Source organism: Mariprofundus ferrinatatus (assembly GCF_002795825.1).
In the GTDB taxonomy this organism is placed as follows: domain Bacteria; phylum Pseudomonadota; class Zetaproteobacteria; order Mariprofundales; family Mariprofundaceae; genus Mariprofundus; species Mariprofundus ferrinatatus.
Map to the genome: position 1 here is coordinate 547366 of NZ_CP018800.1, position 26741 is coordinate 574106.

A 26741-nucleotide genomic window follows, 5' to 3' on the forward strand; every position below is an offset into this window, starting at 1 on the left:
ATAAATATACAGAGTCTCAACAAATCTATTATTAGCTTAGCATATCAAAGAGAAAACTGCAGTTCTGAGTGACTGCATCTTGACGAAAGAGCCCTCTATCATATCTGGGATTTCTGTTGTTTACATAACCAAAGAAGAGTCCACTGCATATTGATCTGCAAGTCGCGCCGCTTGCGGCAGCCTTCTACTTTGCGCGGCTTCTGTCCCGGCTATTGATTCCGCGTTGCATTTGTTCGGCCCTGTCGAGGTATCCAAGTTTTCTCAGTAATCCGACAAGTTCTCTGCGTGTATTGATATCCGGATTAAGGGCGAGACTGTGCTGGTAGGCCTCAATGGATGCTTCACCTTTTCCGGCATGCTTGAGAATAGAGGCGTAGCTTTTCCAGCATGGAGCGCATTGTGGAAGAAGCCGGATGGCTTTGGCTCCATGCTTAAGGCCCATGTCACCAAGCTGCTGGCGAGACTGGAAGGAGGCATGGTTAAGGTAGGCAAATCCGTTGAGTGGATCGGCCTTTATTGCCTGGTTGTACTGTATGGTGGCGCTGACCGTGTCGCCTCGCTTTTCGGAGATTGAGGCCAGCAGGTACCACGGGGTGGCCTCGTGTTTCATATGCCGAGTCCCCTTCTCAAGCCACTGGATTACCCGCGATGTATCCCCTTTGCGTTCAAGTGCTGATGCCAGATTCACCAGGCTTGGCAGGTGCCATGTGATGGAGAGGTTCTTTTCGTACAGCTGCATGGCATCGCTCTGATGGCCGCCCTCTTCCAGAAGTACGGCCAGATTGTAACGTGCTTCAATATTATCCGGACGCATGCGAAGTTCGGACTCCAGCGCGCGGCGAGCTTCGGTGATCTGCCCTGTTTCGATAAACTGCCTTGAAGCTTCAAACGGAGTCTCAGCATGGGTCAGAACAGGCGACAGCAGGATGGCAGCAGAACATGCTGCTGCAAAAAAATGAATTGAAGCAGTATTATTTGTGTGTCGGCGCAATGCCCATCCTGCCTGTGGTCATCAGCATCTCTTCCATCTTCTCCTGACGTGCCCGTCGATCCGCTTTGATCTCCGGCTTCTCCTTCATCAGCTTCCATGGATTGCGTCGAATATCGCTGGAGAAGGCCTCCAGGTTTTCAGATGCTTTGCGAAGTTCGAACAGTGTGCGATAAAGGTTTTCCCGGTTGTCGATCAGGGAGTTGTTCAGCAATTCGGTGGTCTCTGCCCCTTTTTCAAAAAACGTTCGCCCGGCTTTGGCTGCTTTGGGGAGTTCAGAAACAAAGGTATCGAGATCGTTGCGATGGGTGCTGACCAGCTGATTGATATTGCGGCTGGCCTGGCGCAGCTCTTTCAGTACGGCTGGAAGTTCAACCTCAAGGGTGCGCATGGTTCTGTGCATTGATTCAGTTGTGCTGCGGAGTTGTTGCCGGTTCTCCCTGATCATGGCTGCGAGATCTTCAGCGGCCTGGCCACTGTTTTTGATCATCTGTTGCAGGTTCTGCTTACCCTCTCCATCACCCATGCCGGAGGAGAGGGCCCTGGTCAGGGACTGGATATCATCGGTGATACTCGATGCCTTGGCAATGAAGCTGTTGATGTCTCCACCTGGATCGGAGGGGATAATGGCTCCATCTGGAAGTGGTTCCGTATCACCAGGGTTTGCCGTGAGGGCCAGGTTTTTTTCACCGACCAGCCCGCGACCGATAATGCTGGCACGGGTTGAGGCAGGCAGCTTCACATCCGGATTAAGTGCGATGGTGACCAGTGCCTTGCCGTCGCTTAAGCTGATCTCCTGGACAACGCCGACCTTGACGCCGGACATGCGTACCGGTGACTGCAGGTCAAGGCCGAGAATGTCATCGAATTCTGCCCTGACGATGTTTGTCTCCTGCTTGCTCCAGGTGATATCGCCGACCTTGCCGGTGGCGAAGGCGAGTAGTAACAGTGCGATCAGGACAAATGCCCCCAGACGTGCATGTGGATTCATGATTTAACGGCCTCCTCCATCTGTTTGCCCCAGATACTGCAGTTGACTGGTCCCTCGGCATGACCCTCGACCAGCTGACGCAACATCGGGTTCTGATTTGTGTGCAGCTGCCCTGATGGGATCTGCACATGAACCTTGCCATGGCAGAGCAGTGCAATCTGATCGCTGATAATGGCCGCACTTTTCATGTCATGCGTGATACTCAGAATGGTCGTACCGGACTCCTGATGCAGGCGGGCAATCAGGCGATTAATCACATCGGACATGATCGGATCGAGCCCCGTGGTCGGTTCGTCGAGAAAGACAATGTCCGGTTTGTGGCAGATCGAACGGGCAAGGCCGACGCGCTTGGCCATGCCGCCGGAAATCTCGGATGGCATCTTATCCTCTATGTCGTAGAGGCCGACCCAGTGCAGCATCTCGCTGGCGCGCTCCCTCGCTTTGTGTTTGTCCATGCCGTGGCGAAGCAGGGTGAATGCCACATTCTCCCATACAGAGAGCGAATCAAACAGGGCTGCGCCCTGAAAGAGCATGCCGATGCGCTGCATGCGCCGGAGATGCTCATCCTCCGACAGGGTCAGCCAGTTCTCCCCATCGACGAGAATCTCGCCTGCATCGGGCTTGAGGATGCCGAGAATACACTTGATCAGTACGCTCTTGCCGGTGCCGGACATGCCGATGACGCAGGTGGAGCGTCCGGGCATAATGTCCAGAGTGACATCGTCGAGAATGACCTTGTCACCAAAGCGCTTGCTGAGCCCCCTGATGCTGATGCGTGGAGTCGGGACTTCGTTCACTGGAACATCCATGCGGTGAGGAAGTAGTCGGCGATCAGGATGCTCATGCAGGAGACGACCACCGCGCGGGTGGTGGCACTGCCGACCCCTTCGGCCCCACCCTGGCAGTTAAAGCCCTCGGTGCAGCCGACAATGCCGATCAGGAGGCCGAAGAAGCCCGCCTTGACCAGCCCTGAGTAGAAGTCGTTGAGCTCCATGTAGAGGGTTGTGTTCTCAATATAGACTGCCGGGTTCTGATCGAGAAGGAAAACGCTGATGGCATAGCCGCCATAGATACCGACGTAGTCGGCGATCACGGCCAGCAGCGGCATCATCAGGGTGACGGCAAGAATGCGAGGAACGACCAGATAGCGGATAGGATCGGTGGAGAGGGTCCAGAGTGCATCGATCTGCTCGGTGACGCGCATGGTGCCGAGCTCTGCAGCAAAGGAAGCGCCGATGCGTCCTGCCACCATCAGTCCGACCAGTACGGGTCCGAGTTCGCGCACCACCGACATCGATACCACCAGCCCGGTCAGGCTCTCTGCGGCAAAGCGGTGAAATACGATATAGGATTGAAGTGCGAGAACCATGCCGGTGAACAGTGCTGTCAGCAGCACAACAGGCAGCGACTGCACCCCGACCTGCTCGGCCTGCTGGAGCAGCATGCGCAGATGCCAGGGTCTTGACCCCATCCTGCTGACGGCACGACCGAAGGTGTGCGCGTAGAGCCCAAGCCTCACGCAGAGGCGCTCCACAAGCATTCCGGTGGCTGTCAGCGCATTGATCACACCGCTATTCTCCTGACCCGCTCACCCACGCCGGTAAAGAGTGTGTAGCTGATCGTATCGATCTCTGCCGCCACCTGGTTGGCTGAAATATGTTCTCCCCAGAACTCCACGCTATCCCCCGCCCGAACTCCGCTGCCGGTAACATCAACCATAGTATAATCCATGCAGATGCGTCCAATCATTTGATATTTTTGCCCCCGGATATGGACGTCTCCAATATTGGAGAGCGAGCGGGGAATGCCGTCTGCATACCCCATGCTGACAACCGCAATATCCATCGTTTTGTCTGCTGTAAACGTGGCGCCGTAGGAGACCGAAGCGCCAGTATGGATTTGGCGAACCTGCATCACCTCGCCGTTCAGGCTCATGACCGGCTTCAGGCCGACGGGCCTATCCGGAACCGGTTCGGCCCCGTAGAGGGCGATGCCGGGACGAACCACGTCAAAGGCATATTGGGGCATGGCGATGATGCCGGCACTGTTGAGCAGCGATTTTGGCGTGTTTGGTGAAAGCTGGTCGCAGATAGTGATAAAGCGCTCGGCCTGTATGCGGTTGAGCGGGTGATCCGGTTCATCGGCACATGCCAGATGCGACATGAATCCCCTGATGTCGATGCCGGTTTCGCCAGCCATGGCGTAAAGCTCGGATGGTGTTTCTGCCCCTAGCCGGTTCATGCCGGAGTCGAATTTCAACCATACCTTTCCTCTGTGGCCGCTTTTTGCCAGCAGGCTTAGCTGGAAGGGCTCCGTGGCCGCCGGGGTCAGGTGGTGTTGCACGCATAATTTTGCATCCTCTTCATCGAAGATGCCGGAGAGCAGCGTGATTTCGACATGGTCTTGATTGAAGGAGGGGATTGAGCGCAATTCCGCGCCTTCCGTCGCATCGGTGACTCCAAAGCTGCGGCACCCCGCCTCCAGAAGGGCGGGGGCAACAAGATTCTGGCCGTGGCCATAGGCGTTGGCTTTGACGATGGCCATGATGCTTGCATGGCCAGCCAGATTGCTTAGAAGCCTGTAGTTGTGTTGTAGGTGGCCAATGTTGATGCGGGCAATAGCTGGTCGAGACATGCAATGAATCTTGTCTGAATTTGCCTGCAGGTCAAAGGCGTCTTGTTCCATCTCTTCTGGCGTCAGAAAATATCTGCAATTTATTTCGACGACGAAGTCGTAAACTGATGGAGAAACTCTGCTATACTCCGTAGGGTTTGCATCTGCCCGGGCAATGCTGAAGGGTGTAATCGTGTCATGTATCACGGGTTTTTCAGGGCAGATTATGAAAATGTCGCATCGCGCCTGCTTACGGGTATCTATGAAAGGGGGAGAGAGTGAAGGGAATTATTTTGGCAGGTGGATCCGGAACCCGCCTTCATCCGCTGACGCTTTCAGTCAGCAAACAGCTAATGCCGGTGTACGACAAGCCGATGATCTATTATCCCCTTTCCACGCTGATGCTGGCTGGTATCAGGGAGATCCTGATTATCTCCACGCCAGATGATCTGCCCAACTTCGAGCGCCTTCTTGGCGATGGTGGGCAGTGGGGGCTGAAGTTCTCGTATGCGGTGCAGCCAACTCCTGATGGCCTGGCGCAGGCATTTACAATCGGACGCGATTTTATCGGAGATGATTCTGTTGCTTTGATTCTTGGCGACAATATTTTTTATGGACAGGGCATGGTCAGACAGCTGAGAGATGCAGCTGCCCAGTCGTCGGGGGCCACTGTGTTTGCATACCGGGTGAGGGACCCTGAACGCTATGGCGTGGTCGAGTTCAAAGATGGTTATAAAGCGGTTTCGATAGAGGAGAAGCCGGAAAGTCCTAAGAGCCACTGGGCTGTTACAGGCCTCTACTTTTATGATAACAACGTTGTAGATATCGCTGCAAACCTAAAACCATCTGCCCGCGGTGAACTGGAAATCACTGACGTTAACCGCGCTTATCTGGAAAAAGGCACACTGAGGGTTGAAACCCTTGGTCGAGGTGTAGCATGGCTGGATACCGGCACACACGAATCACTGCTTGATGCAGCCCGCTATGTAGAGATTATTGAGCAGCGACAGGGATTGAAAATTGCGTGCCCGGAGGAGATTGCGTGGGAGATGGGGTATATTTCCGATCTGGAATTGAGAATGCTTGCCAACTGCTTGGCGAAAAATGAGTACGGTAAGTATCTTCTGCGCAGATTATCTGAGGGTAAGTGATGAATGTTATCGAAACGGCACTTCCCGGCGTGCTGATTATTGAGCCGAAGGTGTTCGGGGATGCGCGCGGCTTTTTTCTCGAAACCTTTCACAAGCAGCGTTATGCCGAAGCCGGCATTCCGGGCGATGGCTTGGAGTTTGTTCAGGATAATCACTCGCGTTCAAGGAAAGGGGTGTTGCGCGGTCTGCATTTCCAGCTCGAAAATCCGCAGGGGAAACTGGTTTCAGCCGGTACCGGGACTGTGTTTGATGTGGCTGCGGATGTGAATCCGGATTCGCCAACCTTTGGTCAATGGGTGGGGGTTGAGTTGTCGGAGGAGAATCACAGGCAACTGTGGATTCCACCAGGCTATGCGCACGGATTCTGCGTCCTCTCAGATGTTGCGGATTTTCAGTATAAATGCACTGCGCTCTATCATCCTCAATCGGACAGCGGGGTGGCATGGGACGACCCTGATCTGGCGATCACATGGCCTATTAATAACCCCCTGCTGTCAGAAAAGGACAAGGCACTACCTCGTCTCTCTGCGGCCAAAAGAGATCGATTGCCATGAAACTTCTGATTACCGGCGCAAAAGGCCAGCTTGGTAGTGAACTTGTGCGCCTTGGTTCATCTCATGAATTGTTTGCAGTGGACTATGATCAGCTGGATATCACGGACGCCAATGCCGTAATCAATTGCATCAATAACTTTAAACCCGATGCTGTGATTAATGCGGCGGCATATACGGCTGTAGACAGGGCCGAGTCGGATGTGGAAGCAGCATTTGCCGTGAATCGTGACGGTCCGACGAATCTGGCACGAGCCTGTGGGCAATCAGATATTCCATTGATTCACGTTTCCACGGATTATGTTTTCGATGGTTCAGCGCAGAGAGCATATATAGAGAGTGATACGGTTTCTCCTTTGGGAGTATATGGCCAGAGTAAACTGGCTGGCGAAGATGCGGTAAGAAACCTCTGTCGGAAACATTTAATTCTTCGCACCAGCTGGGTGTTTTCACCGCACGGTAACAATTTTGTAAAGACGATGCTTCGCCTGGGCGCCGAGCGCGAAGGGCTGGGGGTGGTGGCAGACCAGTTTGGCAAACCCACATCGGCCGCCGAGATAGCACGGCTGATTCTGGAGACGCTTCCTGCTGCAGAGGGGAAGTGGGGTACTTATCATCTGGCGCAGCCTGATCGGATCAGCTGGTTTGGGTTTGCTGAAGCAATATTTTCTGAAGCACGCAGGCAGGGTATGGAGCTAAAGGTTCGAGAAGTGAATGCAATCTCCACAAGTGACTACCCGACGCCTGCAAAAAGGCCTTCCAACTCTGAGTTGAATTGTGAACGGCTCGAGTCAGTGTTTGGCGTCTCGATTCGCCCGTGGCAAAAGTCATTGGCTGAAGTGATCAAGGAGTTGAAGAATGTCTGAGTTCAGGCCGCAGGTGATGCTGGTGACCGGAGGTGCCGGCTTTATCGGCTGCAATTTCGTGCGTTATATGCTGGAGACTGATCCGGATGTGAAGATCGTCAATCTCGATGCGCTGACCTATGCCGGTTCTCTGGATAACCTGAAAGATCTACCGGATGCATCACGTCACACCTTTGTGCAGGGCGACATCTGTGACCGTGCGCTGATTGAAAAGCTACTGCGCGAGCATGAGGTTGATACCATTGTGCATTTTGCTGCCGAGAGCCACGTTGATAACTCCATTGCCGGGCCCGAGATTTTCATAAAGACCAATGTACTGGGTACGTTTACATTGCTTGATGCTGCACGCGGCTATTGGCAGAAAGAGAAGGGATGGGGGGCGGATCAGTGTAGATTCCACCACATCTCCACCGACGAGGTTTACGGTACGCTGGGGGCGGATGATCCTGCTTTTTCAGAAACCACGCCTTATGCCCCGAATTCACCCTACTCAGCTTCCAAGGCGGGTTCAGATCACCTGGTTCGCGCCTGGTTTCACACCTATGGTCTGCCGGTCACCACAACCAACTGCTCGAATAACTACGGTCCATACCAGCACGGTGAGAAGTTCATCCCCACCGTGATCCGCTCCTGCAGGGAAGGGAAATCGATTCCGGTCTATGGTGACGGATCGAATATCCGTGACTGGCTCTATGTGCGTGACCACTGTTCGGGTATCGATACAGTTGTTCGCGGAGGCCAGCTTGGTGAGTGTTATAACATTGGTGGTATCAACGAGTGGAAAAACATTGATATTTGCCGTTTGATCTGCCAATTGATGGATGAGCACGATTCCTCCAATGCGCCTCACGAAAAACTGATTTCCTTTGTTAAGGATCGTCCCGGACATGATTGGCGTTATGCTATTGATGCTGCAAAGATGGGGCAGGAGCTGAGCTGGAGTCCTTCAGAAACGTTTGAAACGGGCATTCGTAAAACTTTGAAGTGGTATCTTGGTGATCATGAATCTGAAACATAATCTCAGTATAATTTTTTATCGGGCATATGCGATTATGCGTGCCGAGGTTTCATCAGGTTCACTAGGTATGTTGGTGTGGATTGTCGAACCAGCTCTATACCTTGGTGCCTTCTATCTTATTTTCTCGGTGCTAGGTATCAGAGGGGGAGAAGATGCTATTCCTTTTCTACTTCCGGGGCTGGTTGTATGGAAGTGGTTTGCCGCGTCCGTGCATAAGGGGGGAATGTCTATTGTCGGTGGCGCTGCGATTATGCAGCAGGTTTATGTGCCTAAATATATTTTTCTTGCGACAGTATTGTTGTCTAATTTATATCAGTTTTTGATCGTGTTTGCGATATTGCTACTTTTCCTTGTTATTTATGGACTTGTTCCCGCAGTGCTTTGGTGGCAAATGGTTCCACTTGTAGTGGTTCAATTCCTTCTAATTACTGGAGTCGCGGGAGTCTTTTCTGTGTTGATACCTTTTTTGCGAGACCTCAAGGTGGTCTTGACGAATGGCTTGACTCTAGTGTTTTTTCTTTCCGGTATATTTTTCGATATCAGCAAGGCGCCTGAAGAATATCAGCAGATATTGTATCTAAATCCGATGGCTGTGATGGTTGAATCATACCGTGCAATTTTAGTTGATAATATGAGTCCCGACTGGGTCGGGATCGGTTATGTGCTGCTCTCATCAATACTTCTGATTGGAGTAACACTGGTTCTTCTGAGGAGATGGGATAGAAAATTTCCTAGGGTGTTGTCGGTGTGAATATGCAGAAGGGCCGTTTGGCAATGCGCGTATGTAACATAGGTGTCTGCTATAAGCAGAAGCGCGGGTTTATGCGCTCCTCGGAATACTGGGCATTGAAAAATGTTTCCTTTGACATTTTTCACGGGGAAACGCTTGGGGTGATTGGTCGTAATGGTGTGGGTAAAAGCTCACTTTTGAAAGTTCTGGCCGGAGTCATTAAGCCGGATCGTGGGCATATTGAAACGATGGTTGATTCAGTCGCTTTGCTTGGTCTTCAGGTCGGCTTTAAGCAGACTTTATCCGGCAGGGACAATGCGATCATGAATGGAATGATGCAAGGTGTAAGCCGGACAGTGATGGAGGAAAAGCTGACTGAAATCATAGGCTTTACGGAGTTAGAGGGGTTTATTGATCAGCCAGTTTGCAATTACTCTGCTGGAATGCGTGCCAGATTGCGCTTTGCCATCGCCATTCAGTCTGATCCAGATGTTTTGCTCATTGACGAAGCATTGGGCGTTGGTGATGCAGGATTCCGTAAAAAATCTGCGGAAGTGATTAAGAGTCGGATTGCATCCGATCAGACTGTGCTGATTGTATCTCATGACATGGATACCCTAAGAGGATTATGTCAACGTATCTTGTGGGTTGATCAGGGGGAAACCAGAATGATTGGTCCGGTTGACGAAGTACTCTATCAATATGAAAGCAGTGGCAGGTAAAGCCTTGTATGTATTAATATCAGGTATCTAACCTCTATGTGGTCGTTTAGAAAAAAAAGCTTATCTGAGCCGGGTGTAGTCCCTGCCCTTTTTCTGCACATCCAGAAAACAGCAGGAACATCCATTGTGCAAATTGCTAGTCAGTATTATGGCTCCAGTATGACCAGTCATGGCGATTGTTGGGGGCACCCCCCCTCAGATTTTGAGGGAACGCGCTTTGTTTCCGGTCATTTCGGGTATGATTATGCGAGGCATTTGATGCCTTCAAGGTATAGTTTTACTTTTCTCAGGGATCCTATGGAAAGAGTGCTTTCTATGTATTATTTTTGCAGGGAGCAGAATTCGTCTCAGTTTGAAATCTATCGGGTTGCAAGGGAACTTGATTTAGAGGGTTTCTTACGAGCAGGGTTTAAAGACCCTTTGGTCAAAAAAAACATATGGAACTCTCAGGTTTGGCAATTGGCCCATGGTTATGCCCATCTTGATAACCGGACTATTTCCGACTTTGATGGGAATGAATTGTTAACTATGGCTCTCGAACATATAGATGCCTTTTCATTTGTTGGTTTAACCGAAACATTTGAAGAAGACAAACTGGTCATATTGAATGCGCTGAATTTGCCGGACGAAAGCGTGGTCGCAAACAGAACATCTCACAGGCCATTTGCCGATGAAATTGATGTTAATTTGCGTGAGTTGATTGAAGAGCTGACAGAGTTAGACAGCCAGCTATACCAAGTTGCATTGTCGCGAAAGAAATAGTTTAGAATGGTGAACTATGTTGAACTTATAGGCTGGCATATCGAGGAAAGGAGTTGAAATGAATCACCCAAGTAATAAGTCTAGCTCAGATATGCGAAATGAATATCTCGACCTGATGCTCAAATGCTTGACCGGAAGTATTTATCATGATGCGCCCACCAAGCTGAACAGCATTGTTGAATATGATGACGAGTTGAGAGAGTACGGATGGGACTGGCCTACCGTTGCTCACTCAATGATTGGTCGAAAGCGCATGAGGAACGTGCGGGATCTGGTTGAAAGCATTATTGGTAATAAAGTAAAAGGCGACCTCATCGAAACCGGGGTTTGGCGAGGGGGAGCATGCATCATGATGCGTGCTGTGCTTAAAGCCTATGGTGTGACAGACCGCACGGTCTGGCTGGCTGATTCCTTCGAGGGATTGCCTAAACCGAACGTGGAAGATTATCCGGCCGATGCAGGTGAGACTTTCCATGAATACGAAGAGCTATCGGTATCGATCGATCGGGTTCAGGAAAACTTCAGAAGATATGGGCTTCTTGATGAGCAAGTTAAGTTTATCAAGGGTTGGTTCAAAGATACATTGCCCGGAGCCCCGATTGATAAGTTGGCGTTGATCAGACTGGATGGTGACCTGTATGAGTCAACGATACAGCCTCTGGATGCCCTTTATGACAAGTTATCCGTTGGTGGCTATGTGATTGTCGATGATTATCACGTGGTTAAGGGATGTAAGGCCGCCATTCATGATTTCTTCAAAAAAAGGGATATCAATCCTCAGCTTGTTGAGATTGATGGTGTCGGCGTCTACTGGAAAAAAGAGCAATAAGCATGGTGCGTGGCCTGTGTGCTCACAAGTGTGCTGGAAAAGTTTAAGGGGACTGTGCATGAGTCAGGAAAATAGGCACAACTACGAATATGATGTTGACTTGGCGGGTCCGACGGCACCTGCACGCGTGGTGCGACTGGTCGGCAATAACAAGCGGGTGCTGGAGGTTGGTGCGGGTCCCGGCTCGATCACCAAAATGCTCAAGGGTGCAGGCAATTGCCGGGTGACGGGACTGGAAATTGATGATACGGCAATCGTGAAGCTCAAAGAGTTCTGCGAGAGCGTTTACAAGGCGGACCTCAACGATCCGGCATGGCCCGAACTGCTCGCCGACGAGGCTCCCTATGATGTTATTGTCGCGGCCGATGTGCTGGAGCATGTCTACAACCCGCTGGCCGTGCTCAAGGGAATGGCCGGTATCGCAGACAATCATGGCGAAGTGGTGATCTCGCTGCCGCATGTCGGTCATAACGCCATTATTGCCTGTCTGCTGGATGAGGATTTCCAGTATCGTGACTGGGGTCTGCTGGATCGCACCCATATCCGTTTCTTCGGCCTGAAGAACATGCAGCAGCTGTTTACGGATGCCGGCCTCAAGATCGTTGAAGCGCAATTCGTGATCACTCGTCCCGAGGATAGCGAGTTCGCTAACAAGTGGAGCGGGCTGGCAGCCAATGTAAGAGCGGCGCTGGCCGGCAATAAACATGGTGAGGTCTATCAGGTGGTGGTCCGGGCGGTCGCCGCGACACGGGCCGATGCGGCTGTTGATCTGATGTCCATTCCTGTCGAAAGAAGTGCAGGTGTGACCGATGCCGGTGGTTTGGCGCGGCGACTGGCGCGGCGCTTTCTGAGCGAGGGAGCGCGGCAGAAGATTCGCTCCATGATGGGCAAGTAACAGGCGATTTGAATAGATAGGAACAAAAGGTTGATATTATGAGTGATTTGAAGGCAAAGCTGATTGCGATGTATTTTCCGCAGTTGCATGCCATTCCCGAAAATAACGAGTGGTGGGGCGAAGGCTTTACCGACTGGGTGAATGTGCAGGCTGCCACTCCAATCTTTGATGGCCACAATCAGCCCAGAGTGCCACTAAATAGGAACTACTACGATCAGTCGCAGATTGAGACGCTCTACTGGCAGATTGAGATGGCCCGGTCGCATGGCGTCTACGGATTCTGCCACTACCACTACTGGTTCGACGGCAAACAGTTACTGGAAACCCCGACCAATCTCATGTTGCAGCACAAGGACATGGAGATTCCATTTTGTCTCTCATGGGCCAATGAAACCTGGTCTAAGCGTTGGGATGGCCGCGATCATCATATTCTCGTCAAGCAAACCCATCCGCCGGTCAAGACGCGCTGGAAACTGCATTTTGATTATCTGATCAAGGCCTGGTCGGACGATCGATCCATCAAGGTTGATGGCAAGCCGGTGTTCGTGATCTATCGTCCGCATCGTATCGACAAGGTGGACCAGATGCTCGATTACTGGCGTGAACTGGCACATCAGGCGGGCTTGAAAGGGCTCTATTTTATGGCCCAGAAACAGTATGAGTTTCCCAATCGAGAGTGCCTGAGAGGGTTCGATGGACTATTCCAATTTCAGCCGTTCGAATCGATCTACTCGCCCTCTTTCGACAGGACTTCGATCAAGCATTCTCCCTGGTTCAGATTTGTCCGGGCACTTCCCGAGTCGGTTCAGGACATGTTGCGGGCACTGCGCGCCAAGTTTGTGAACGAGTTAACCTTCTATGATTATGAGAGGGTTTGGAGCGCAATCACTGAAATCAGGAATGATCCGACTCTGGCAACCTATCCGGGCGTCTTCGTGGATTGGGACAATACGGCCCGATACAAAAACCGGGCCACTATTTTTACCGGTGCCAGCCCAGAACGCTTTGAACACTGGCTGGGCAGAATGGTGGAAACGATGGATCAACGCGATTTGCCGGAGCCGTTCATTTTCCTAAACGCATGGAATGAGTGGGCGGAAGGCACCTACCTAGAGCCGGATGAAAAAAACGGTTTCGGTTATTTAGACGCGGTAAAAAGAGTTCTCGTAAATGGATAAATTTATCGAGGCTGGGAAATCTTTAGCAAATCTGTTTTTGAATAAGCGCGCTCCGAAGGGGCTTTTTCTTCATATTCAGAAAACTGCTGGGACTTCAATAATACATATAGCACAATCTTATTATCGCTTCGGTATGATTAGTCATGGAGATCATGTGGGAAAGCCTCCTAAAGCGTTTCGGAATTTAAAATTTGTCTCTGGCCATTTTGGTTATGATTTTGCTCAACAACTTATGGGTGATCGCTATTCTTTCACGTTTCTAAGAAACCCAGAAAGTCGTATTCTTTCTATGTATTATTTTTTAAGAGGCCAGAAAGAGAATCTTTTCCCCATGTATAAGCTTGCGAAAGAGCTTTCTCTGACTGAGTTTCTCAGAGCTGGTTTGACTGATCCTATGGTTAAACAGCGCATATGGAATAATCAGGTTTGGCAGTTGGCTCATGGATGGGCTAACAGAGATGGTAAAAAGGTGGAGGACTTTGAGCCTAATCAACTGCTTGATTTAGCACTTACCCATATCGAATGCTTTAATCACGTGGGAATTACAGAAACATTTGAAAAAGATAGGGATATCATCTTAAATGCTCTACATCTTCCTCTACCAGAAGAGAAAGTTGTTTCCAATGTCAGTAGTCGCGATTCAAAGCCATTATCTGAAGAGCAGGCAATGTTACTTAAAGAGTTGACTGTATTGGACTGGCAACTGTACAAAGTGGTTTGTGATAGGCATGGGCGCGGTTAATACTGAATGGGTATTAATTTAATCAAATGAGAAACGAACCAGATAGAAAAGAATATTTTAATTACCTTCAAAACCGTTCAATAATTGGAAAGCTATATCGAAACTACATGCTTTATCCGCGGTTAGCCTCCTGCCTTAATGATAGGGTTCTTGATTTTGGTTGTGGAATCGGTGATTTTCTGGTCTTTCGTCAGGGCACAACGGGGGTGGATATCAATCCTCATAATGTCGAGTACTGCCGTTCTCTAGGGTTGGCGGCTGAGGTCATTGAAAATGGTGTGATTCCGTTTGCAGATCACTCCTTCGATTCACTGATTATGGATAATGTGCTGGAGCATATCCCGGAGCCGGAAGTCAATGCTGTTCTCAACGAAGTGTTGCGGGTGCTCAGGCCAGGCGGACGGCTTCTCATTGGCGTGCCAGGGCCTAAAGGCTATGAGTCTGATCCTGATCATTGCTGTTTCTATAGCGAGCCCGATCTCGTTGCACTATTTCAAGGAGTAAACTGCCGGTTACTTGAACTCTTCCATATGCCTGTAAACATCACCTGGCTGGAAAGCCGAATCTCCCAATACTGCGTCTACGCCCTGTTTGAGAGTCCACCCCTTTGAGCCCCGTGCTGATGTATGCCCCGCCAGTCAAGCAGGTATGAAGCCGACTGATATCAAGCCGGCGAGCCTCCACGAGCGTAATAACTTTGATCTCTTGCGCCTGCTGCTGGCTGCAACTGTGGCAGGCTTTCATCTGTGGGCATTGACCAGCGATCCGGCCTTCTCATTGATGGGAAGATGGATGGATGCCAGCCTGGCTGTGGACGGTTTTTTTGTTGTCAGTGGTTTTCTGGTGGCAATGAGTTATGAAAACTCGACATCGCTGAAGCGCTACGTTGTGAAAAGGGCACGTAGAATCTATCCCGCATACTTAGCTGTCATCTCGCTTTCAGCATTATTGCTGGTGCTTGTTTCATCTGCTCCGTTGGAAGCCTACTTCGATGGGGATTGGCTATATTACCTGCTCTCTAACCTTCTGTTTCTTAACTTTCTGGCACCTGAATTGCCAGGAGTATTTGAGAATAATCGGCTGCACGAGGTGAATGGAGCCTTGTGGACGATCAAGATTGAAGTGATGTTCTATCTGGTTCTGCCTCTGCTTGTCCTGTTTATGCGAAAGATTGGGCATTGGCGTGCAATTGCCCTGATCTATATTGCATCTGTTCTCTATTCGATGGTGATGCAGTGGATAGCCAAGCATGGTGGCGGGGCTCTCTATCTTGCCTTGGAGAGACAGCTGCCGGGTCAACTTGCCTTTTTTATGGCCGGCACATTACTGTTTTATTACTTCGATCAGTTTAGAAGCAAGCACATATGGATATTGCTCACTGCCGCCACTGTTTTTTTTGCGGCTCGGGAATGGTCTTTCTTGTACCCGTTCTATCCATTGGCGCTGGCTGTTCTGATTATCTGGGTCGCAACTGTGATGCCCTGTTTGGGCCGCTGGGGGCGCTGGGGTGATTTTTCTTACGGCATATATATATGGCATTTTCCGCTAATTCAGCTTTTTGTCTCGACTGGCATGTTCGATAACGAACCGTATCTCGGGGCCTTGATGTGGGTTGCTTCCCTATCCGTATGTGCGTTCCTCTCCTGGCACCTTGTCGAGAGACCCATGTTGGGTCGGTCTTCACATTACCGTCGTGCTGAGATGAACTAAAGGTGGGATGCCACTTGGCCAACGTTACAGGTGCAAGTAGCGTGGCGAACCTATGAGTCAGATGACTGTTTCTGTGATCATCGTTAACTATAACTGTGGGGCACTTCTTACCGATTGTGTTTGCTCTGTTCTGGCTTCATCCGTGCCGGTTGAAGTGTTTGTATCTGATAATGGCAGTACAGATGGCAGTATTGAGCACCTTCGGAACAGGATCGAAGACGATCGGCTGCACATAATTTCCAACAACCAAAACCTCGGGTTTGCAACCGCCTCGAACATTCCCTTGGTGACGGCCACGGGGAATTATCTCCTTTTCCTTAATCCTGATTGCATTATTGAATCGGAAACCATTGAAAGAATGATGGTGGAGATGCAGAAACGGGAAGAGGTGGGAATGGCCGGACCTCTGATTCTGAACTCGAATGGAAGTGAACAGGCAGGATGCCGTCGTAGAGTTCCAACTCCAGCGCGTACACTGATACGGATTTTGCACCTTGATAAGCCGTTCCCTTTTCTGCGTGAGAAGGGGATACAGCTTCTGGATGAACCGTTGCCAGATCACCCGGTTGAAATGGAGGCGATATCAGGTGCCTTCATGATGGTTAAAAGAGATGCATTGGAATTGATTGGCCCTATGGATGAGAACTATTTTCTTCATTGCGAGGACCTTGATTGGTGCATGCGCTTCAGACAGAAAGGGCGGAAGATTCTTTTTGTTCCCGATGTGGAGATTACCCATAAAAAGGGGGGATGCTCCGAAGGCAGGGCCGTTTTCGTTGAATGGCACAAGCACAAGGGTATGGTGCGATTCTACCGGAAATTTTTCCGGCATCAGTATCCGACAATTCTGATGTGGTTAGTGGTTGCGGCTGTCTGGGTTCGTTTCGCATTGCTGGCAGTTCTGATATCAGTCAAAAGGGTGTTTAGTTGAGGGTTCTTGTAACAGGTGCCACAGGACAGATTGGCTGTTTTTTGTTGGTTAGACTTCAGGATATCGGAATGGATGTGGTCGCAGTTAGTCGCAATGCTTATTCAAGCGAACACAGTGAAGTCTGGGTCGTACGTGACCTTCAAACAGATGATCCCTTCATGGATCAGGAGTCGTTTGATTACTGGATTCATGCGGGCTTTTTATCGTTGGTGCCCCGATGGCTGGAGTCTGCTAAAAAAGCCGGAGTTAAGCGGGTGGTTACCTTCAGCTCCACCAGTGTTTTCACCAAGCAGGATTCATCGAGCCCTTATGAGCGGACGATTATCAGAAGTTTGATTGAGGCAGAGGAAGAACTCTCAAGGCAATGTGAAGTATTGGGGATTGATTGGACACTTCTGCGTCCGACCATGATCTACGGTGCCGGAAGAGATAAGAATGTCTCATTTGTTCAGTCGATGATCCGACGATTCGGGCTGTTCCCGCTGGTTGGAGGCGGGAAGGGCAAGCGCATGCCGGTGCATGCCGATGATTTGGCCCAGGCGGCGGTTGCCGCTATGCAAAGCGATGCAGCCGTAAATCGTAGCTACAACCTCGGCGGAGGAGAAACGCTGACATATCGGGAGTTCGTGGAGCGGATTTTTACATTGGAGAACAGAAATCCTCGGTTCATCAATATTCCTCTGGTTGTTGCCAGATTGCTGGTGCATCTGGTCCGTCTGTTGCCCGCTTTCAGGCATGTTACGCCTGCCATGTTCGAGCGGATGAGTATCGATCTTGTTTTCGACTATAGCGATGCGGCAAGGGATTTGGATTATTGCCCGCGTCCATTCACATTCGAGTCCAATGCATGTGTGTGATCTACGGTATGATGCTTCCTGGAATGAGAATAAAAATTATTGCGGATACTCAGGCTTAGACCTTCCACTCTGGTTCACTTTGGCTGCATGGGCGGTTATTGTTGAGAATCGTTGATTAAGACGTGCAACAGAGGCGATGAAACTTACGGGGAAGTATGAGACTAAAGCTCGATACATCAATTACTCAGATGGCAGTAAACGCCTGGCTACGTGTCGGGCGATTTCGCTGGCAGGGTGTGTTTCTTGGTCGCGGAACAAGGATTAAATGCCGGTTCTCCGCCGGGAATGGGACGGGTATCGGCAACGGTTTTGCCTGTCGGGGAAGCGGCAGGCTGGAAATAGGCCGCTACTGCGCGATCGGTGAGGCAGTGCGTGTCGTAACCAGTAACCACGACATGAACAGGGTCACAACCAACTTCTTTCTCCAGAGCAGGGTGCTCGGCAGGACAATTGAGTCAGGGAAGCGCGATGTGACGATCGGCAACGATGTCTGGATTGGCGATGGCGCGATTATTCTTGCCGGTGTTGAAATCGGAGACGGGACCGTGATTGGAGCAGGTTCAGTGGTTACCCGCTCGCTTCCTCCCTACAAAGTGGCGGGCGGAAACCCTGCTCGCATCATTCGGGATCGATTCCCTCCTGAAGTGGTCGGGCGCATTGCCGCATTAAAGTGGTGGGAGTGGTCCGAATCGGAGCAGGCCAGGCATGCCCGGCTTTTTGCAGCTGCCTGTGATGATGTCGAAGCAGTTGCTGCTCTACTTGCTGAAGACGGCGCTGGCGAACGTTGAATGCAATCCGGTGATTTGCTGAACAGATCAAGCATAAGTAACCTTTTTGCCAGAGATGCCATCGGAGCTCTTCTTGTTCAGGGTGCAGGGGCCATGCTGATTCTCCTCTCTGAAATCGTTCTGGCCAGAGTGATGGGGGTATCACAGTTCGGCCTGTATGCGACAGTCACAGCATGGATGTTTGTTTTTGTGCTGATTGCCACGCTGGGCTTTAATCATGCGCTGCTTCGTTATGTTCCCACCTATATCGCCAGGGAGTCATGGGGTGCGCTGCGCGGGGTGTTACAGCGTACCAATGCTTGGTCTCTTCTTGCAGCCCTGTTGTTGGCCGCCGTTGTTGGCAGCGTTGTATGGCTGTTTCAGGCACAGTGGGGGTCTGCGGTGGCCATAGCATTTACAGTGGCTATTGTCGGGCTGCCGCTACAGGTGCTTGGCGGACTTCGCCAGGCAACATTAAGAGGGTTACAGCAGATCATCCGGGCACTCTCTCCTGAGCTCATTATTCGGCCACTGCTTTTGCTGGCACTGCTTGGTGGCCTGTTTCTGCTTTCATCGACGGGAGTCGATGCCGCAACCGCTCTGGCACTGAATGTGGTCGCGATTCTGGCGGCATTCCTCATCGGAGTGTTCTGGCAGCGCAGATTTATGCCTTCAGAGGTTTCCTCAAACCGGCCACTTTACCTTGATCGCGAGTGGATTGGCGTTGCATGGCCGCTTTTTATTCTGGTTGCACTTCAGGCTGTCGATGGCGGGAGGATCGATATCATGCTGCTTGGTATGATGGTCGATACGGAATCTGCCGGCATCTATGCCGCCGCTAACCGGCTGGCCGAAATTGTCCTGTTTATTATTGCATCGGCCAATGCTGCGGCCGCGTCGATGATGGTCCGTATGTATGCAACCGGCGACAATGCCGGTCTGCAGAAGCTTGTTACGATGGCGACAGGAGGCGTGCTGCTGCTCGCCCTGCCGGTAACCGTGGTTCTGATTCTGTTCGGACAGGAGGTTCTTGGTTTTTTCGGTGCTGAGTTTTCAGAGGGATATATGCCTTTGATGGGACTTCTCGCAGCGCAAATGGTTGTTGCCATGGCAGGCTCGGTCATGCTGCTGCTGACGCTTACCGGATACCAGATGGAAGCGGCAAGGTACATGGCGATCGGGGTGACTGTAAAACTGCTGCTGGCGCTATTGCTTATCCCGGCTTTCGGCATGGCAGGCGCGGCTTTTGCCACGCTATCCGGTGCGGTTATCTGGAATCTCCTTATGCTTGCATGTGTCAAACGGGTTATCGGAGTGGATCCTTCGGTGGTCCGGTTGTTCAACCTGATTGTTCGCAGAGGAAGTGTCGAACCGTGAGGGTGCTGCAGGTCGTGAAGACTGTCGATGGTGCTCGCTGGGCTGTCGACCAGGTGCGGGAACTTGTTTCACATGGCATTGAAGTGCATGTGGTGCTTCCCTCGATGCATGGCCGGTTTATCGAGCAGTGGCGGCAAACCGGTGCGCAGTTGCATGAACTGGCGATGGATCTGCCTGTTCGCAGGCCATGGAAGCTTTCTGGTCTGTTGCGATCGGTCAGGCGATTGGTGGAAACGGTCAGACCGGATGTTATCCATAGTCATTTCTTTGGAACGTCACTGGTCCTGCGCTACGCCCTCGGAAGCGAGCATACGACGCCCCGTATTTTTCAGGTTCCGGGGCCGTTGCATCTGGAACACACGTTGTTCCGCAACTGGGAACTCTCGACGGCAGGCAGCAGCGATTTCTGGATCGGATCGAGTCGCTGTATTATCGATCACTATCTCAAGGCTGGCATCGACAGGGAGCGGCTCTTTCTGAGTTACTACGGTAATTGTCTGCAGCCGGTTCGCTCTAAGCGGGGAGCCCTGCGTTCCCGTCTTGGTATCGGTCACGATGTGAAGGTAATCGGCAATATCAACTATCTCTACCCGCCCAAGCGCCACTTGGGGCAGAGCAGAGGTCTAAAGCGACACGAGGATGTTATTGAGGCGCTGGGAAGGGTGCTATCGGCAAGGGATGACGTTGTTGGCCTGTTGATAGGCAGCCAGTGGGGAGGCGGCCACAGTTATGAAGAACGACTGAAAAAAATGGCTGACAGGATTGGGGGCGGTCGAATCCTGATGCCCGGTCATATGGCTTCCGAAGAGGTGCTGGCCGCATGGGAGGACTTCGATCTGGCTGTACATGTGCCCGCTTCAGAGAATTGCGGCGGCGTGGTTGAGCCGCTGCAGGCAGGGATTCCGGTGATTGCTGCACGTGTAGGCGGCCTGCCTGAGGTTGTCATTGATGGCGTTACCGGATTGCTGGTGGACGGAGGCGATATAGACCAGTTGGCAGAAGCCATGAATCGTACGCTGGATCATCCGGATGAGCTTAGAGTGATGGCCCGAAGAGGTCAGAAACTTGTAACACATATGTTTGATGTTCACCGGACCGCTGCTGAGGTGGTCGGGATTTACCGCCATCTGCTTGAGGGTAGTGAGGCGCCGGCGTTCTTTGATTCGAACGCTTATGCACGGGAGATGGTGGCATGAAGCGTCTTTTCGATCTTGTTGTAGCGCTCTCTCTGCTAGTGTTTGTCTGGCCGCTTCTGCTGGCCGGTATGCTGCTGGTGCGGCTTGCGATAGGATCGCCGGTCATGTTCATTCAGCTTCGTCCGGGTCTGCGTGGAGAGCCGTTCAGGTTGTATAAACTGCGCACGATGAGCGGCCAGCAGGATGTCGATGGAAATCCGCTGCCGGACGAACAGCGCCTCGGGCGGGTCGGAGCCTGGCTGCGAAGGTTGAGTATTGACGAACTGCCGCAGCTGTTCAATGTCGTTAAAGGTGATATGAGCATGGTGGGTCCGAGACCGCTGTTGATGGAGTATCTTCCGCTCTACTCGCCCGAGCAGGCGCGGCGCCATGAGGTCAGGCCAGGCATTACCGGTTGGGCACAGGTCAACGGTCGTAATGCCATTAGTTGGAAAGATAAATTCAAATATGATGTCTGGTATGTAGATAATCATTCATTTTTTCTCGATTTGAAGATAATGTGGATGACTGTGAAGAAGGTATTTCGTTCAGAAGGGGTTGCCCAGTCAGGGCACGTGACCATGGAAAGGTTCAGAGGAAACGAATGAGACAGTTGCTGATTCTGGGTGCCGGCGGGCATGGCAAGGTCGTCGCTGAGATTGCGGAAGCAACGGGAGGGTGGCAGGCCATCGCCTTTCTCGATGACAGGCATGAAGTACTGAACGGCACGCTGCGCTGGCCAGTGGTTGATGGTGTCAGGCATGCCAGACGGCTGGTCGATTCCTACTCGCATGCGATTGTCGCCGTGGGGGACAGCACGATGCGACTGGGCTGGCTCTCGATGCTCGCTGCGCAGGGATTCGAGATTCCTTGTTTGATTCATCCGACGGCATGGGTAAGTCCATCGGCAACGGTCGGAGCCGGAACGGTGGTGATGGCCAACGCCACGATTCAGGCAGATGCCAGAATCGGTCAGGGCTGCATCATCAATACCGCTGCCAGTATCGACCATGACTGTACGATCGGCGATGGTGTACATGTCTGCCCGGGGGCACATCTCGGAGGCGATGTTCGAGTGGGGAATAGCAGTTGGCTCGGAATCGGCTGTTCGGTGATTCACGGCATTGAAATAGGTGGCCGGGTGACTGTCGGAGCGGGTGCAGCAGTCATAAATCCCGTAGCTGACGGCCTGACAGTTGTCGGTGTGCCTGCCAGAGGTATTTCAGGAGGTTTGGAGTAGTGAAGGATTTTCCCGAGTGGCCCAGATACAGTGAGGAGGAGATCTCAGCAGTCGGAGCGGTACTGCGATCCGGCAAGGTGAACTACTGGACGGGAGAGCAGGGAAAGCTGTTCGAGGCTGAGTATGCCTCCTATGTCGGCGTGCCGTATGCGATTGCGCTGGCCAATGGAACCGTAGCGCTCGAGTTGGCACTGCATGCATTTGGGATCGGCCATGGAGATGAGGTGATTGTTCCGTGCCGCACCTTTATTGCGACCGCCAGCAGTGTCGTGATGCGTGGCGGCCAGCCGGTCTTCGTCGATATCGATCCGGAGACGCAAAATATCGATCCTGAAAAAATTGAAGCTGCGATTACCCCGAAAACAAAAGCGATCATCGTCGTGCATCTTGGCGGTTGGCCTTGCGAGATGGAGCAAATTGCTGAAATCGCCCGATGCCACAACCTGCGACTGATCGAGGACTGCGCCCAGGCACACGGCGCCGCCTACAACGGCAAGCCGGTGGGCTCCTTCGGCGATGCCGCAGCCTTCTCATTTTGTCAGGATAAAATCATGACAACCGGCGGTGAAGGCGGGATGCTGCTGCTGAAGGAAGAGGCGGCATGGCGCAGGGCATGGGCCTACAAGGATCACGGAAAGGATTATAATCTGGTTCACCGCCATGATCACCCTCCGGGGCACCGCTGGCTGCACTCAAGCTTCGGCACCAACTGGCGCATGACCGAGATGCAGGCCGCGATCGGTCGCATCCAACTGAGAAATCTGGATGAGACCCAGGCAAGGCGCCAGCAGAATGCCGACTATCTTTCCGGGAAATTGAGAAAGGTTCACGGCCTGTATGTCCCGGGACTTCCCTCGCATATCCGGCATGCCTGGTACCGGCTCTATGTGGTACTGCGCCAGGAATGTCTGTGTGAGGTATGGGATCAGAATAGAATCGTCGAAGCAATTCTGGCCGAAGGCGTGCCGGTATTTCATGGCAGCTGCAGTGAGATTTACAGGGAGAGGGCCTTCGAGACTATCGGTTGGCCGGATGGGTTGCGTCTACCGAAAGCAAAGCTTGCCGGTGAGCGCAGCCTCTCTTTTCTGCTTCACCCGACTCTCGGAGAGTCTGAGCTGGATCTGGTAGCCAGTGCAGTTGAAAAGGTGATGCGTGTTGCCGCAGCTGGCTGAAAAAGCCCTGCCAATTGTTGGAGCTGTGCTATGTCTGGGGGCACTGGCGTTTCCCTATTCTGTAGCCATGACCAATGTGATGTTGGGAATAGCCCTGGGGCTGGGAATGCTGTCGGGGTTGCTCTGGCAGGGTTTGTTAGAGCTGTGGCGATCGCACCGTAACCTGGCTGGCTGGATGGCCGCTTACTTTCTGCTGCTGGTTTCAGGGGTTCTGTGGAGTCTGAACATGCAGTTCGGACTGGAAACGGCGGCACATTACTGGTTCTGGCTATTATTACCTCTGATGCTGGCGGTGATGCGCGATGGAGTTTGGCATCGGCGCTTTGGTCTTGCGTTATCGGTAGCCCTTACCCTGAATCTTGTGCTCTGCGTGCTACAACGTTTTGGCCTCTATGTGGTTGAGAACAGCGGCTCGTGGACCGAGAATGCGACCGGCCACATCGGCCATATCGGATTCGGTCTTATTTACGGCATCTGGGCTGCCTGGCTGCTGCACCGGGGTTGGCAGAGAAGAGGAGCACTGCGCTGGCTGGCTTGGGGCCTGGCAGGTTGGTCGTGGGTGATGGTTTTTGCCGCCCAGGGACGGGCCGGTTACATTGTTACCGTAGCTCTGATTTTCATAGTGGTGGCCAAGCATACCCGTCTGTCACTGCGTACCTTGCTGCTGGCCGGTATTTCTGTGCTGCTTCTCGGGCTGGTTGCTGTTTCCTCCGATGCCGGAAAAGCCCGAATGCAGGACACCTTCGAGAAAGTGCAGGGTGTTATGGAGGGGGATGTGCAGAAGGCGGATCCGCGCTGGTCGTTCTGGTTGATTGGTTGGGAGGCATGGAAGCAGCACCCTGTTCTTGGCGTTGGAACAGGTGGATATGCTGAGGCTTCTGCCAGACTGTATGAACAGAGGCCGGATCTGGTTTATTCAGGTCTTGAGAAATACCCACCATCGCATCCGCACAACATGTATGTGCAGGTATTTAGCAGCTGGGGTCCGGCAGGGCTGATTGTGCTGGCTGGCTGGCTGTTAAGCTGGATACGGTGTGGAATGAGAATGGAACTGGAGGGGCAGAGGCATGCTATAGTGGTTACCCTGAGCGGCGTCGCCTTTGCTGTGGATAGCATCTTTTCACCTACACCGGAGCAGCACTTTTCAGGCATATTCCTGGCCATGATGCTCGCGTTTGGTATGGCCAGAACAGAGATGGACGTCAAAGGGGAGAAGGAGTGATTGCGTTACTGCTATCGTTAGTCGTTGCGGGGGCCATGACATGGTGGATGGTTTCAGGCCGCAATTTCCTGATGATTCTTGATTATCCCAATGAGAGATCACTGCATACCAATGCCGTGCCACGTTGCGGTGGCATAGCAATATTGCTGGGAGTGACTGCAGGCTGGGGAGTCGTGCTTGGCCAGTATGGAATGCCCGAAGGTTTCATCTGGGTCTCTGCGGCAGCTTTCATTGTTGCGATGGTGTCGCTGCTGGATGACCTCTTTGAACTCCCTGTGCGGATACGCTTGATGGTACACCTGGCCGCTGCAGCCATGATCCTGGCGGGCGGTTTTGTCTTGCCGTGGGGCTGGGTTGGATTGATTGCAAGTTTCCTCGCGATTGTCTGGATGCTTAATCTGTACAATTTTATGGACGGCATGGATGGATTTGCCGGTGGCATGGCATCTATCGGTTTTGGATTCCTGGGTTTGGTCGGCTGGTTATCAGGCGTAGAGGTCTATGCCCTGCTCTGCTGGACTGTTTCTGTAAGCGCATTGGGATTCCTGTTATTTAATTTTCCGCCTGCTCGCATCTTTATGGGCGATACCGGATCAACCACCCTGGGCCTGCTGGCTGCAGCACTGTCGCTCTGGGGGATCAAGCTGCAGCTGTTTCCGATCTGGCTTCCGATAATGGTTTTTTCACCGTTCATCGTCGATGCCACCGTAACGCTTGGCCGGCGTATCATAAATCGTGAGCGCATATGGGAAGCGCACTGCTCCCATTACTACCAGCGTCTTGTCCGTCTGGGCTGGGGGCATAAGAGAACCGTTCTGTTCGAATATGGCCTGATGCTGGCAGCAGGAAGCACCGCACTGCTGGCCCATGGGATCGGTCACCCTGCTGTAAGCGTGATCAATCTGTTCGTGTGGACTGGGGTATATGTCGGCGTAGGCTTTTTTGTCAGTCAGCTGGAGTCAGGAATTAGATGAACCGCTTGCTGGTTACAAATGGGTTCCTTTGTATCGCTGGGTTAACATTTCCTTTTTCCGTTGCAGCCTCCAATGGCGCCTTGGCCTTTGCTCTGGCCGCAGGGATTGTATCCGGCTTATGGTGGCAGGGGGCGAAAGAGTGCTGGAGCCAGCATCGCTCTCTAACACTGGTTCTGTGTGCATACGTTTCTCTTCTTCTACTTGGCCTGCTGTGGAGCGAGGACATCCAGTGGGGGGGGCATATTGTCGGGCGCCACTGGTTCTGGATGCTGCTTCCGGTCGTTATCGCATCGCTGGCGGAACAAAAGTGGCGCAACTATTTTCTTATTGCCCTTTCAGCCGGCCTGACACTTCACCTGTTTTACTGTGTAATGCAATCATTCGGCTACGTGCATGTGACAACCGTCGGTTCCAGTGCTGATAATGCAACCGGTCATATCGGCCATATCGGTTTTGGCTTTGTCTACGGCGTTTGGGCTGCTTGGTTGATCATTGCAGGCTGGAGTTCTCGGGGCAGGTTGCGCGGACTCTTCTGGATTCTTGCCGCCTGGTCCTATGTAATGATTTTTGCAGCACAGGGGCGAAGTGGTTACCTGATTGCCTTCCTGCTTACCGTGGCTGTCATCATTAAATATCTGATCAGGCAGGGGAGCTGGAAGCAGATGGTGATGCTGATATCAGCATTGGTTGTGGTGATTGGCACGATATTGTCTATTGGCCCAGCCGAAGAGAGGGTGATTGGAACCTGGAAGCTTATCATTGGTCAAGAAAAAGAAGCTTCAGGGTTCTGGCAGAAGAACGCTGTAAAGGCTGCGGATGAGCGACTGCAGATGTGGGAGGCAAGCCTCGATATCTATCTGGAAAGCCCGGTGCTTGGCGTCGGAACTGGGGGATTTCCAAGCGCACTTGAGAATCTGAGAGAAAAGGGAAGGACATTATTGCGGCCAACAGCGCATCCGCATAACCAGTATCTGCTGGCACTGGTCCGCTGGGGTCCGGCAGGCGTTATGATGTTAGTGATGCTGCTCTACATCTGGATGCGTGAGGGGTGGCGGGCTGACTGGCGTGAAAACAGCCAGGCATCGCTTGTGTTTCTTCCCGCACTGGCGCTCGCTGTTCACGGATTCACCTCCACCTCTTTGGAAGAGCATTTCTCTGCCATCCTGGCTGTCCTTCTGCTGGGTGCAGGGTTGTCCGGATTGCGCGGGAAGAGCGACGCTCAAGGGTAAGCCTGTTCAACTAAAACGGTACTGAATTTTGCCACTCCATCCTTATAAATT

29 protein-coding genes are annotated in these 26741 nt (G+C 52.1%); 24 read left to right on the top strand and 5 right to left on the bottom strand.

Going from position 1 to position 26741, the window contains the following annotated elements; all coding sequences use genetic code 11:
- Positions 1-184 precede the first annotated feature (184 nt).
- The 5 genes from Ga0123462_RS02675 to alr are packed head-to-tail and all read right to left on the bottom strand — an operon-like array spanning position 185 to position 4613.
- Complete coding sequence (locus Ga0123462_RS02675) at positions 185-991, bottom strand: tetratricopeptide repeat protein (protein ID WP_232726575.1); 807 nt, start codon at positions 989-991, stop codon at positions 185-187.
- The gene (locus Ga0123462_RS02680; protein ID WP_100264876.1) at positions 972-1979 is read right to left on the bottom strand and encodes an MlaD family protein; all 1008 of its coding nucleotides are present in this window, start codon (positions 1977-1979) and stop codon (positions 972-974) included. Before Ga0123462_RS02680 ends, Ga0123462_RS02675 begins: the two co-directional genes overlap by 20 nt.
- Positions 1976-2788, bottom strand: coding sequence for an ABC transporter ATP-binding protein (locus tag Ga0123462_RS02685; RefSeq protein ID WP_100264877.1), 813 nt, complete (start codon positions 2786-2788; stop codon positions 1976-1978). The genes Ga0123462_RS02680 and Ga0123462_RS02685 overlap by 4 nt, the downstream gene beginning before the upstream one ends.
- A complete protein-coding gene (locus tag Ga0123462_RS02690) occupies positions 2773-3546 on the bottom strand; it encodes an MlaE family ABC transporter permease (RefSeq protein WP_100264878.1) in 774 nt (257 codons plus the stop codon). Before Ga0123462_RS02690 ends, Ga0123462_RS02685 begins: the two co-directional genes overlap by 16 nt.
- Positions 3543-4613, bottom strand: a complete 1071-nt coding sequence (alr, locus tag Ga0123462_RS02695) for an alanine racemase (protein ID WP_100266453.1) — start codon at positions 4611-4613, stop codon at positions 3543-3545. The genes Ga0123462_RS02690 and alr overlap by 4 nt, the downstream gene beginning before the upstream one ends.
- Before the next feature lie 257 nt (positions 4614-4870).
- Here alr and rfbA point away from each other — a divergent pair, with 257 nt between their 5' ends.
- The 24 genes from rfbA to Ga0123462_RS02820 all read left to right on the top strand — a co-directional run bounded on the left by rfbA (position 4871) and on the right by Ga0123462_RS02820 (position 26690).
- The gene (gene rfbA, locus Ga0123462_RS02700; protein ID WP_100264879.1) at positions 4871-5743 is read left to right on the top strand and encodes a glucose-1-phosphate thymidylyltransferase RfbA; all 873 of its coding nucleotides are present in this window, start codon (positions 4871-4873) and stop codon (positions 5741-5743) included.
- Positions 5743-6297 (top strand): dTDP-4-dehydrorhamnose 3,5-epimerase, encoded by a 555-nt coding sequence (rfbC, locus tag Ga0123462_RS02705; protein ID WP_100264880.1) that lies wholly within the window; start codon positions 5743-5745, stop codon positions 6295-6297. Before rfbA ends, rfbC begins: the two co-directional genes overlap by 1 nt.
- Positions 6294-7160 carry a dTDP-4-dehydrorhamnose reductase gene (gene rfbD, locus Ga0123462_RS02710; RefSeq protein ID WP_100264881.1) on the top strand — a complete coding sequence of 289 codons (867 nt, stop codon included), beginning with the start codon at positions 6294-6296 and terminating at the stop codon, positions 7158-7160. The genes rfbC and rfbD overlap by 4 nt, the downstream gene beginning before the upstream one ends.
- The gene (rfbB, locus tag Ga0123462_RS02715) at positions 7153-8178 is read left to right on the top strand and encodes a dTDP-glucose 4,6-dehydratase (RefSeq protein WP_100264882.1); all 1026 of its coding nucleotides are present in this window, start codon (positions 7153-7155) and stop codon (positions 8176-8178) included. The genes rfbD and rfbB overlap by 8 nt, the downstream gene beginning before the upstream one ends.
- Entirely contained in the window at positions 8162-8929 is a 768-nt protein-coding gene (locus Ga0123462_RS02720; protein ID WP_100264883.1) for an ABC transporter permease, read from the top strand. Before rfbB ends, Ga0123462_RS02720 begins: the two co-directional genes overlap by 17 nt.
- Before the next feature lie 71 nt (positions 8930-9000).
- Positions 9001-9630 (top strand): ABC transporter ATP-binding protein, encoded by a 630-nt coding sequence (locus Ga0123462_RS02725; protein ID WP_418287832.1) that lies wholly within the window; start codon positions 9001-9003, stop codon positions 9628-9630.
- A 36-nt stretch (positions 9631-9666) separates the two neighbouring features.
- Positions 9667-10392, top strand: coding sequence for a sulfotransferase family 2 domain-containing protein (locus Ga0123462_RS02730; RefSeq protein ID WP_100264884.1), 726 nt, complete (start codon positions 9667-9669; stop codon positions 10390-10392).
- A 58-nt stretch (positions 10393-10450) separates the two neighbouring features.
- Positions 10451-11221 carry a TylF/MycF family methyltransferase gene (locus Ga0123462_RS02735; RefSeq protein WP_100264885.1) on the top strand — a complete coding sequence of 257 codons (771 nt, stop codon included), beginning with the start codon at positions 10451-10453 and terminating at the stop codon, positions 11219-11221.
- A 58-nt stretch (positions 11222-11279) separates the two neighbouring features.
- A complete protein-coding gene (locus Ga0123462_RS02740) occupies positions 11280-12116 on the top strand; it encodes a class I SAM-dependent methyltransferase (RefSeq protein ID WP_157821240.1) in 837 nt (278 codons plus the stop codon).
- A 38-nt stretch (positions 12117-12154) separates the two neighbouring features.
- Complete coding sequence (locus Ga0123462_RS02745; protein ID WP_100264887.1) at positions 12155-13294, top strand: glycosyltransferase WbsX family protein; 1140 nt, start codon at positions 12155-12157, stop codon at positions 13292-13294.
- A complete protein-coding gene (locus Ga0123462_RS02750; protein ID WP_100264888.1) occupies positions 13287-14036 on the top strand; it encodes a sulfotransferase family 2 domain-containing protein in 750 nt (249 codons plus the stop codon). Before Ga0123462_RS02745 ends, Ga0123462_RS02750 begins: the two co-directional genes overlap by 8 nt.
- Positions 14037-14062: 26 nt before the next feature.
- Positions 14063-14647 carry a class I SAM-dependent methyltransferase gene (locus tag Ga0123462_RS02755; protein ID WP_100264889.1) on the top strand — a complete coding sequence of 195 codons (585 nt, stop codon included), beginning with the start codon at positions 14063-14065 and terminating at the stop codon, positions 14645-14647.
- A gap of 37 nt (positions 14648-14684) precedes the next feature.
- Entirely contained in the window at positions 14685-15746 is a 1062-nt protein-coding gene (locus tag Ga0123462_RS02760) for an acyltransferase family protein (RefSeq protein WP_100264890.1), read from the top strand.
- Between the two features lie 52 nt (positions 15747-15798).
- Positions 15799-16677 carry a glycosyltransferase family 2 protein gene (locus tag Ga0123462_RS02765; RefSeq protein WP_100264891.1) on the top strand — a complete coding sequence of 293 codons (879 nt, stop codon included), beginning with the start codon at positions 15799-15801 and terminating at the stop codon, positions 16675-16677.
- Positions 16674-17534: an NAD-dependent epimerase/dehydratase family protein gene (locus tag Ga0123462_RS02770; RefSeq protein ID WP_100264892.1), complete on the top strand. Its 861-nt coding sequence runs from the start codon at positions 16674-16676 to the stop codon at positions 17532-17534. The genes Ga0123462_RS02765 and Ga0123462_RS02770 overlap by 4 nt, the downstream gene beginning before the upstream one ends.
- Positions 17535-17689: 155 nt before the next feature.
- Positions 17690-18322 (top strand): CatB-related O-acetyltransferase, encoded by a 633-nt coding sequence (locus tag Ga0123462_RS11605; protein ID WP_100264893.1) that lies wholly within the window; start codon positions 17690-17692, stop codon positions 18320-18322.
- A complete protein-coding gene (locus tag Ga0123462_RS02780; RefSeq protein ID WP_100264894.1) occupies positions 18323-19678 on the top strand; it encodes an oligosaccharide flippase family protein in 1356 nt (451 codons plus the stop codon).
- On the top strand, positions 19675-20874 hold the full coding sequence (locus Ga0123462_RS02790) for a glycosyltransferase family 4 protein (protein WP_198507376.1): 1200 nt from the start codon (positions 19675-19677) through the stop codon (positions 20872-20874). Before Ga0123462_RS02780 ends, Ga0123462_RS02790 begins: the two co-directional genes overlap by 4 nt.
- Positions 20871-21461, top strand: coding sequence for a sugar transferase (locus Ga0123462_RS02795; RefSeq protein WP_100264896.1), 591 nt, complete (start codon positions 20871-20873; stop codon positions 21459-21461). Before Ga0123462_RS02790 ends, Ga0123462_RS02795 begins: the two co-directional genes overlap by 4 nt.
- The gene (locus Ga0123462_RS02800) at positions 21458-22093 is read left to right on the top strand and encodes an acetyltransferase (protein ID WP_100264897.1); all 636 of its coding nucleotides are present in this window, start codon (positions 21458-21460) and stop codon (positions 22091-22093) included. The genes Ga0123462_RS02795 and Ga0123462_RS02800 overlap by 4 nt, the downstream gene beginning before the upstream one ends.
- The gene (locus tag Ga0123462_RS02805; RefSeq protein ID WP_100264898.1) at positions 22093-23265 is read left to right on the top strand and encodes a DegT/DnrJ/EryC1/StrS family aminotransferase; all 1173 of its coding nucleotides are present in this window, start codon (positions 22093-22095) and stop codon (positions 23263-23265) included. Before Ga0123462_RS02800 ends, Ga0123462_RS02805 begins: the two co-directional genes overlap by 1 nt.
- 67 nt (positions 23266-23332) lie before the next feature.
- Positions 23333-24487 (top strand): O-antigen ligase family protein, encoded by a 1155-nt coding sequence (locus Ga0123462_RS02810; RefSeq protein WP_157821242.1) that lies wholly within the window; start codon positions 23333-23335, stop codon positions 24485-24487.
- The gene (locus Ga0123462_RS02815) at positions 24484-25461 is read left to right on the top strand and encodes an MraY family glycosyltransferase (RefSeq protein ID WP_198507377.1); all 978 of its coding nucleotides are present in this window, start codon (positions 24484-24486) and stop codon (positions 25459-25461) included. Before Ga0123462_RS02810 ends, Ga0123462_RS02815 begins: the two co-directional genes overlap by 4 nt.
- Positions 25458-26690, top strand: a complete 1233-nt coding sequence (locus Ga0123462_RS02820) for an O-antigen ligase family protein (protein ID WP_100264900.1) — start codon at positions 25458-25460, stop codon at positions 26688-26690. Before Ga0123462_RS02815 ends, Ga0123462_RS02820 begins: the two co-directional genes overlap by 4 nt.
- The last annotated feature ends 51 nt before the right edge of the window (positions 26691-26741 follow it).

Bases quoted from the DNA above. Each gene is read 5' to 3' on its own strand.
- Ga0123462_RS02680 (WP_100264876.1), bottom strand. From the start codon at position 1,979: ATGAATCCACATGCACGTCTGGGGGCATTTGTCCTGATCGCACTGTTA.
- Ga0123462_RS02685 (WP_100264877.1), bottom strand. From the start codon at position 2,788: ATGGATGTTCCAGTGAACGAAGTCCCGACTCCACGCATCAGCATCAGG.
- alr (WP_100266453.1), bottom strand. From the start codon at position 4,613: ATGTCTCGACCAGCTATTGCCCGCATCAACATTGGCCACCTACAACAC.
- rfbC (WP_100264880.1), top strand. From the start codon at position 5,743: ATGAATGTTATCGAAACGGCACTTCCCGGCGTGCTGATTATTGAGCCG.
- rfbD (WP_100264881.1), top strand. From the start codon at position 6,294: ATGAAACTTCTGATTACCGGCGCAAAAGGCCAGCTTGGTAGTGAACTT.
- rfbB (WP_100264882.1), top strand. From the start codon at position 7,153: ATGTCTGAGTTCAGGCCGCAGGTGATGCTGGTGACCGGAGGTGCCGGC.
- Ga0123462_RS02720 (WP_100264883.1), top strand. From the start codon at position 8,162: ATGAATCTGAAACATAATCTCAGTATAATTTTTTATCGGGCATATGCG.
- Ga0123462_RS02725 (WP_418287832.1), top strand. From the start codon at position 9,001: ATGCGCTCCTCGGAATACTGGGCATTGAAAAATGTTTCCTTTGACATT.
- Ga0123462_RS02730 (WP_100264884.1), top strand. From the start codon at position 9,667: ATGTGGTCGTTTAGAAAAAAAAGCTTATCTGAGCCGGGTGTAGTCCCT.
- Ga0123462_RS02735 (WP_100264885.1), top strand. From the start codon at position 10,451: ATGAATCACCCAAGTAATAAGTCTAGCTCAGATATGCGAAATGAATAT.
- Ga0123462_RS02740 (WP_157821240.1), top strand. From the start codon at position 11,280: ATGAGTCAGGAAAATAGGCACAACTACGAATATGATGTTGACTTGGCG.
- Ga0123462_RS02745 (WP_100264887.1), top strand. From the start codon at position 12,155: ATGAGTGATTTGAAGGCAAAGCTGATTGCGATGTATTTTCCGCAGTTG.
- Ga0123462_RS02750 (WP_100264888.1), top strand. From the start codon at position 13,287: ATGGATAAATTTATCGAGGCTGGGAAATCTTTAGCAAATCTGTTTTTG.
- Ga0123462_RS02755 (WP_100264889.1), top strand. From the start codon at position 14,063: ATGAGAAACGAACCAGATAGAAAAGAATATTTTAATTACCTTCAAAAC.
- Ga0123462_RS02760 (WP_100264890.1), top strand. From the start codon at position 14,685: ATGAAGCCGACTGATATCAAGCCGGCGAGCCTCCACGAGCGTAATAAC.
- Ga0123462_RS02765 (WP_100264891.1), top strand. From the start codon at position 15,799: ATGAGTCAGATGACTGTTTCTGTGATCATCGTTAACTATAACTGTGGG.
- Ga0123462_RS11605 (WP_100264893.1), top strand. From the start codon at position 17,690: ATGAGACTAAAGCTCGATACATCAATTACTCAGATGGCAGTAAACGCC.
- Ga0123462_RS02780 (WP_100264894.1), top strand. From the start codon at position 18,323: ATGCAATCCGGTGATTTGCTGAACAGATCAAGCATAAGTAACCTTTTT.
- Ga0123462_RS02795 (WP_100264896.1), top strand. From the start codon at position 20,871: ATGAAGCGTCTTTTCGATCTTGTTGTAGCGCTCTCTCTGCTAGTGTTT.
- Ga0123462_RS02800 (WP_100264897.1), top strand. From the start codon at position 21,458: ATGAGACAGTTGCTGATTCTGGGTGCCGGCGGGCATGGCAAGGTCGTC.
- Ga0123462_RS02810 (WP_157821242.1), top strand. From the start codon at position 23,333: ATGACCAATGTGATGTTGGGAATAGCCCTGGGGCTGGGAATGCTGTCG.
- Ga0123462_RS02820 (WP_100264900.1), top strand. From the start codon at position 25,458: ATGAACCGCTTGCTGGTTACAAATGGGTTCCTTTGTATCGCTGGGTTA.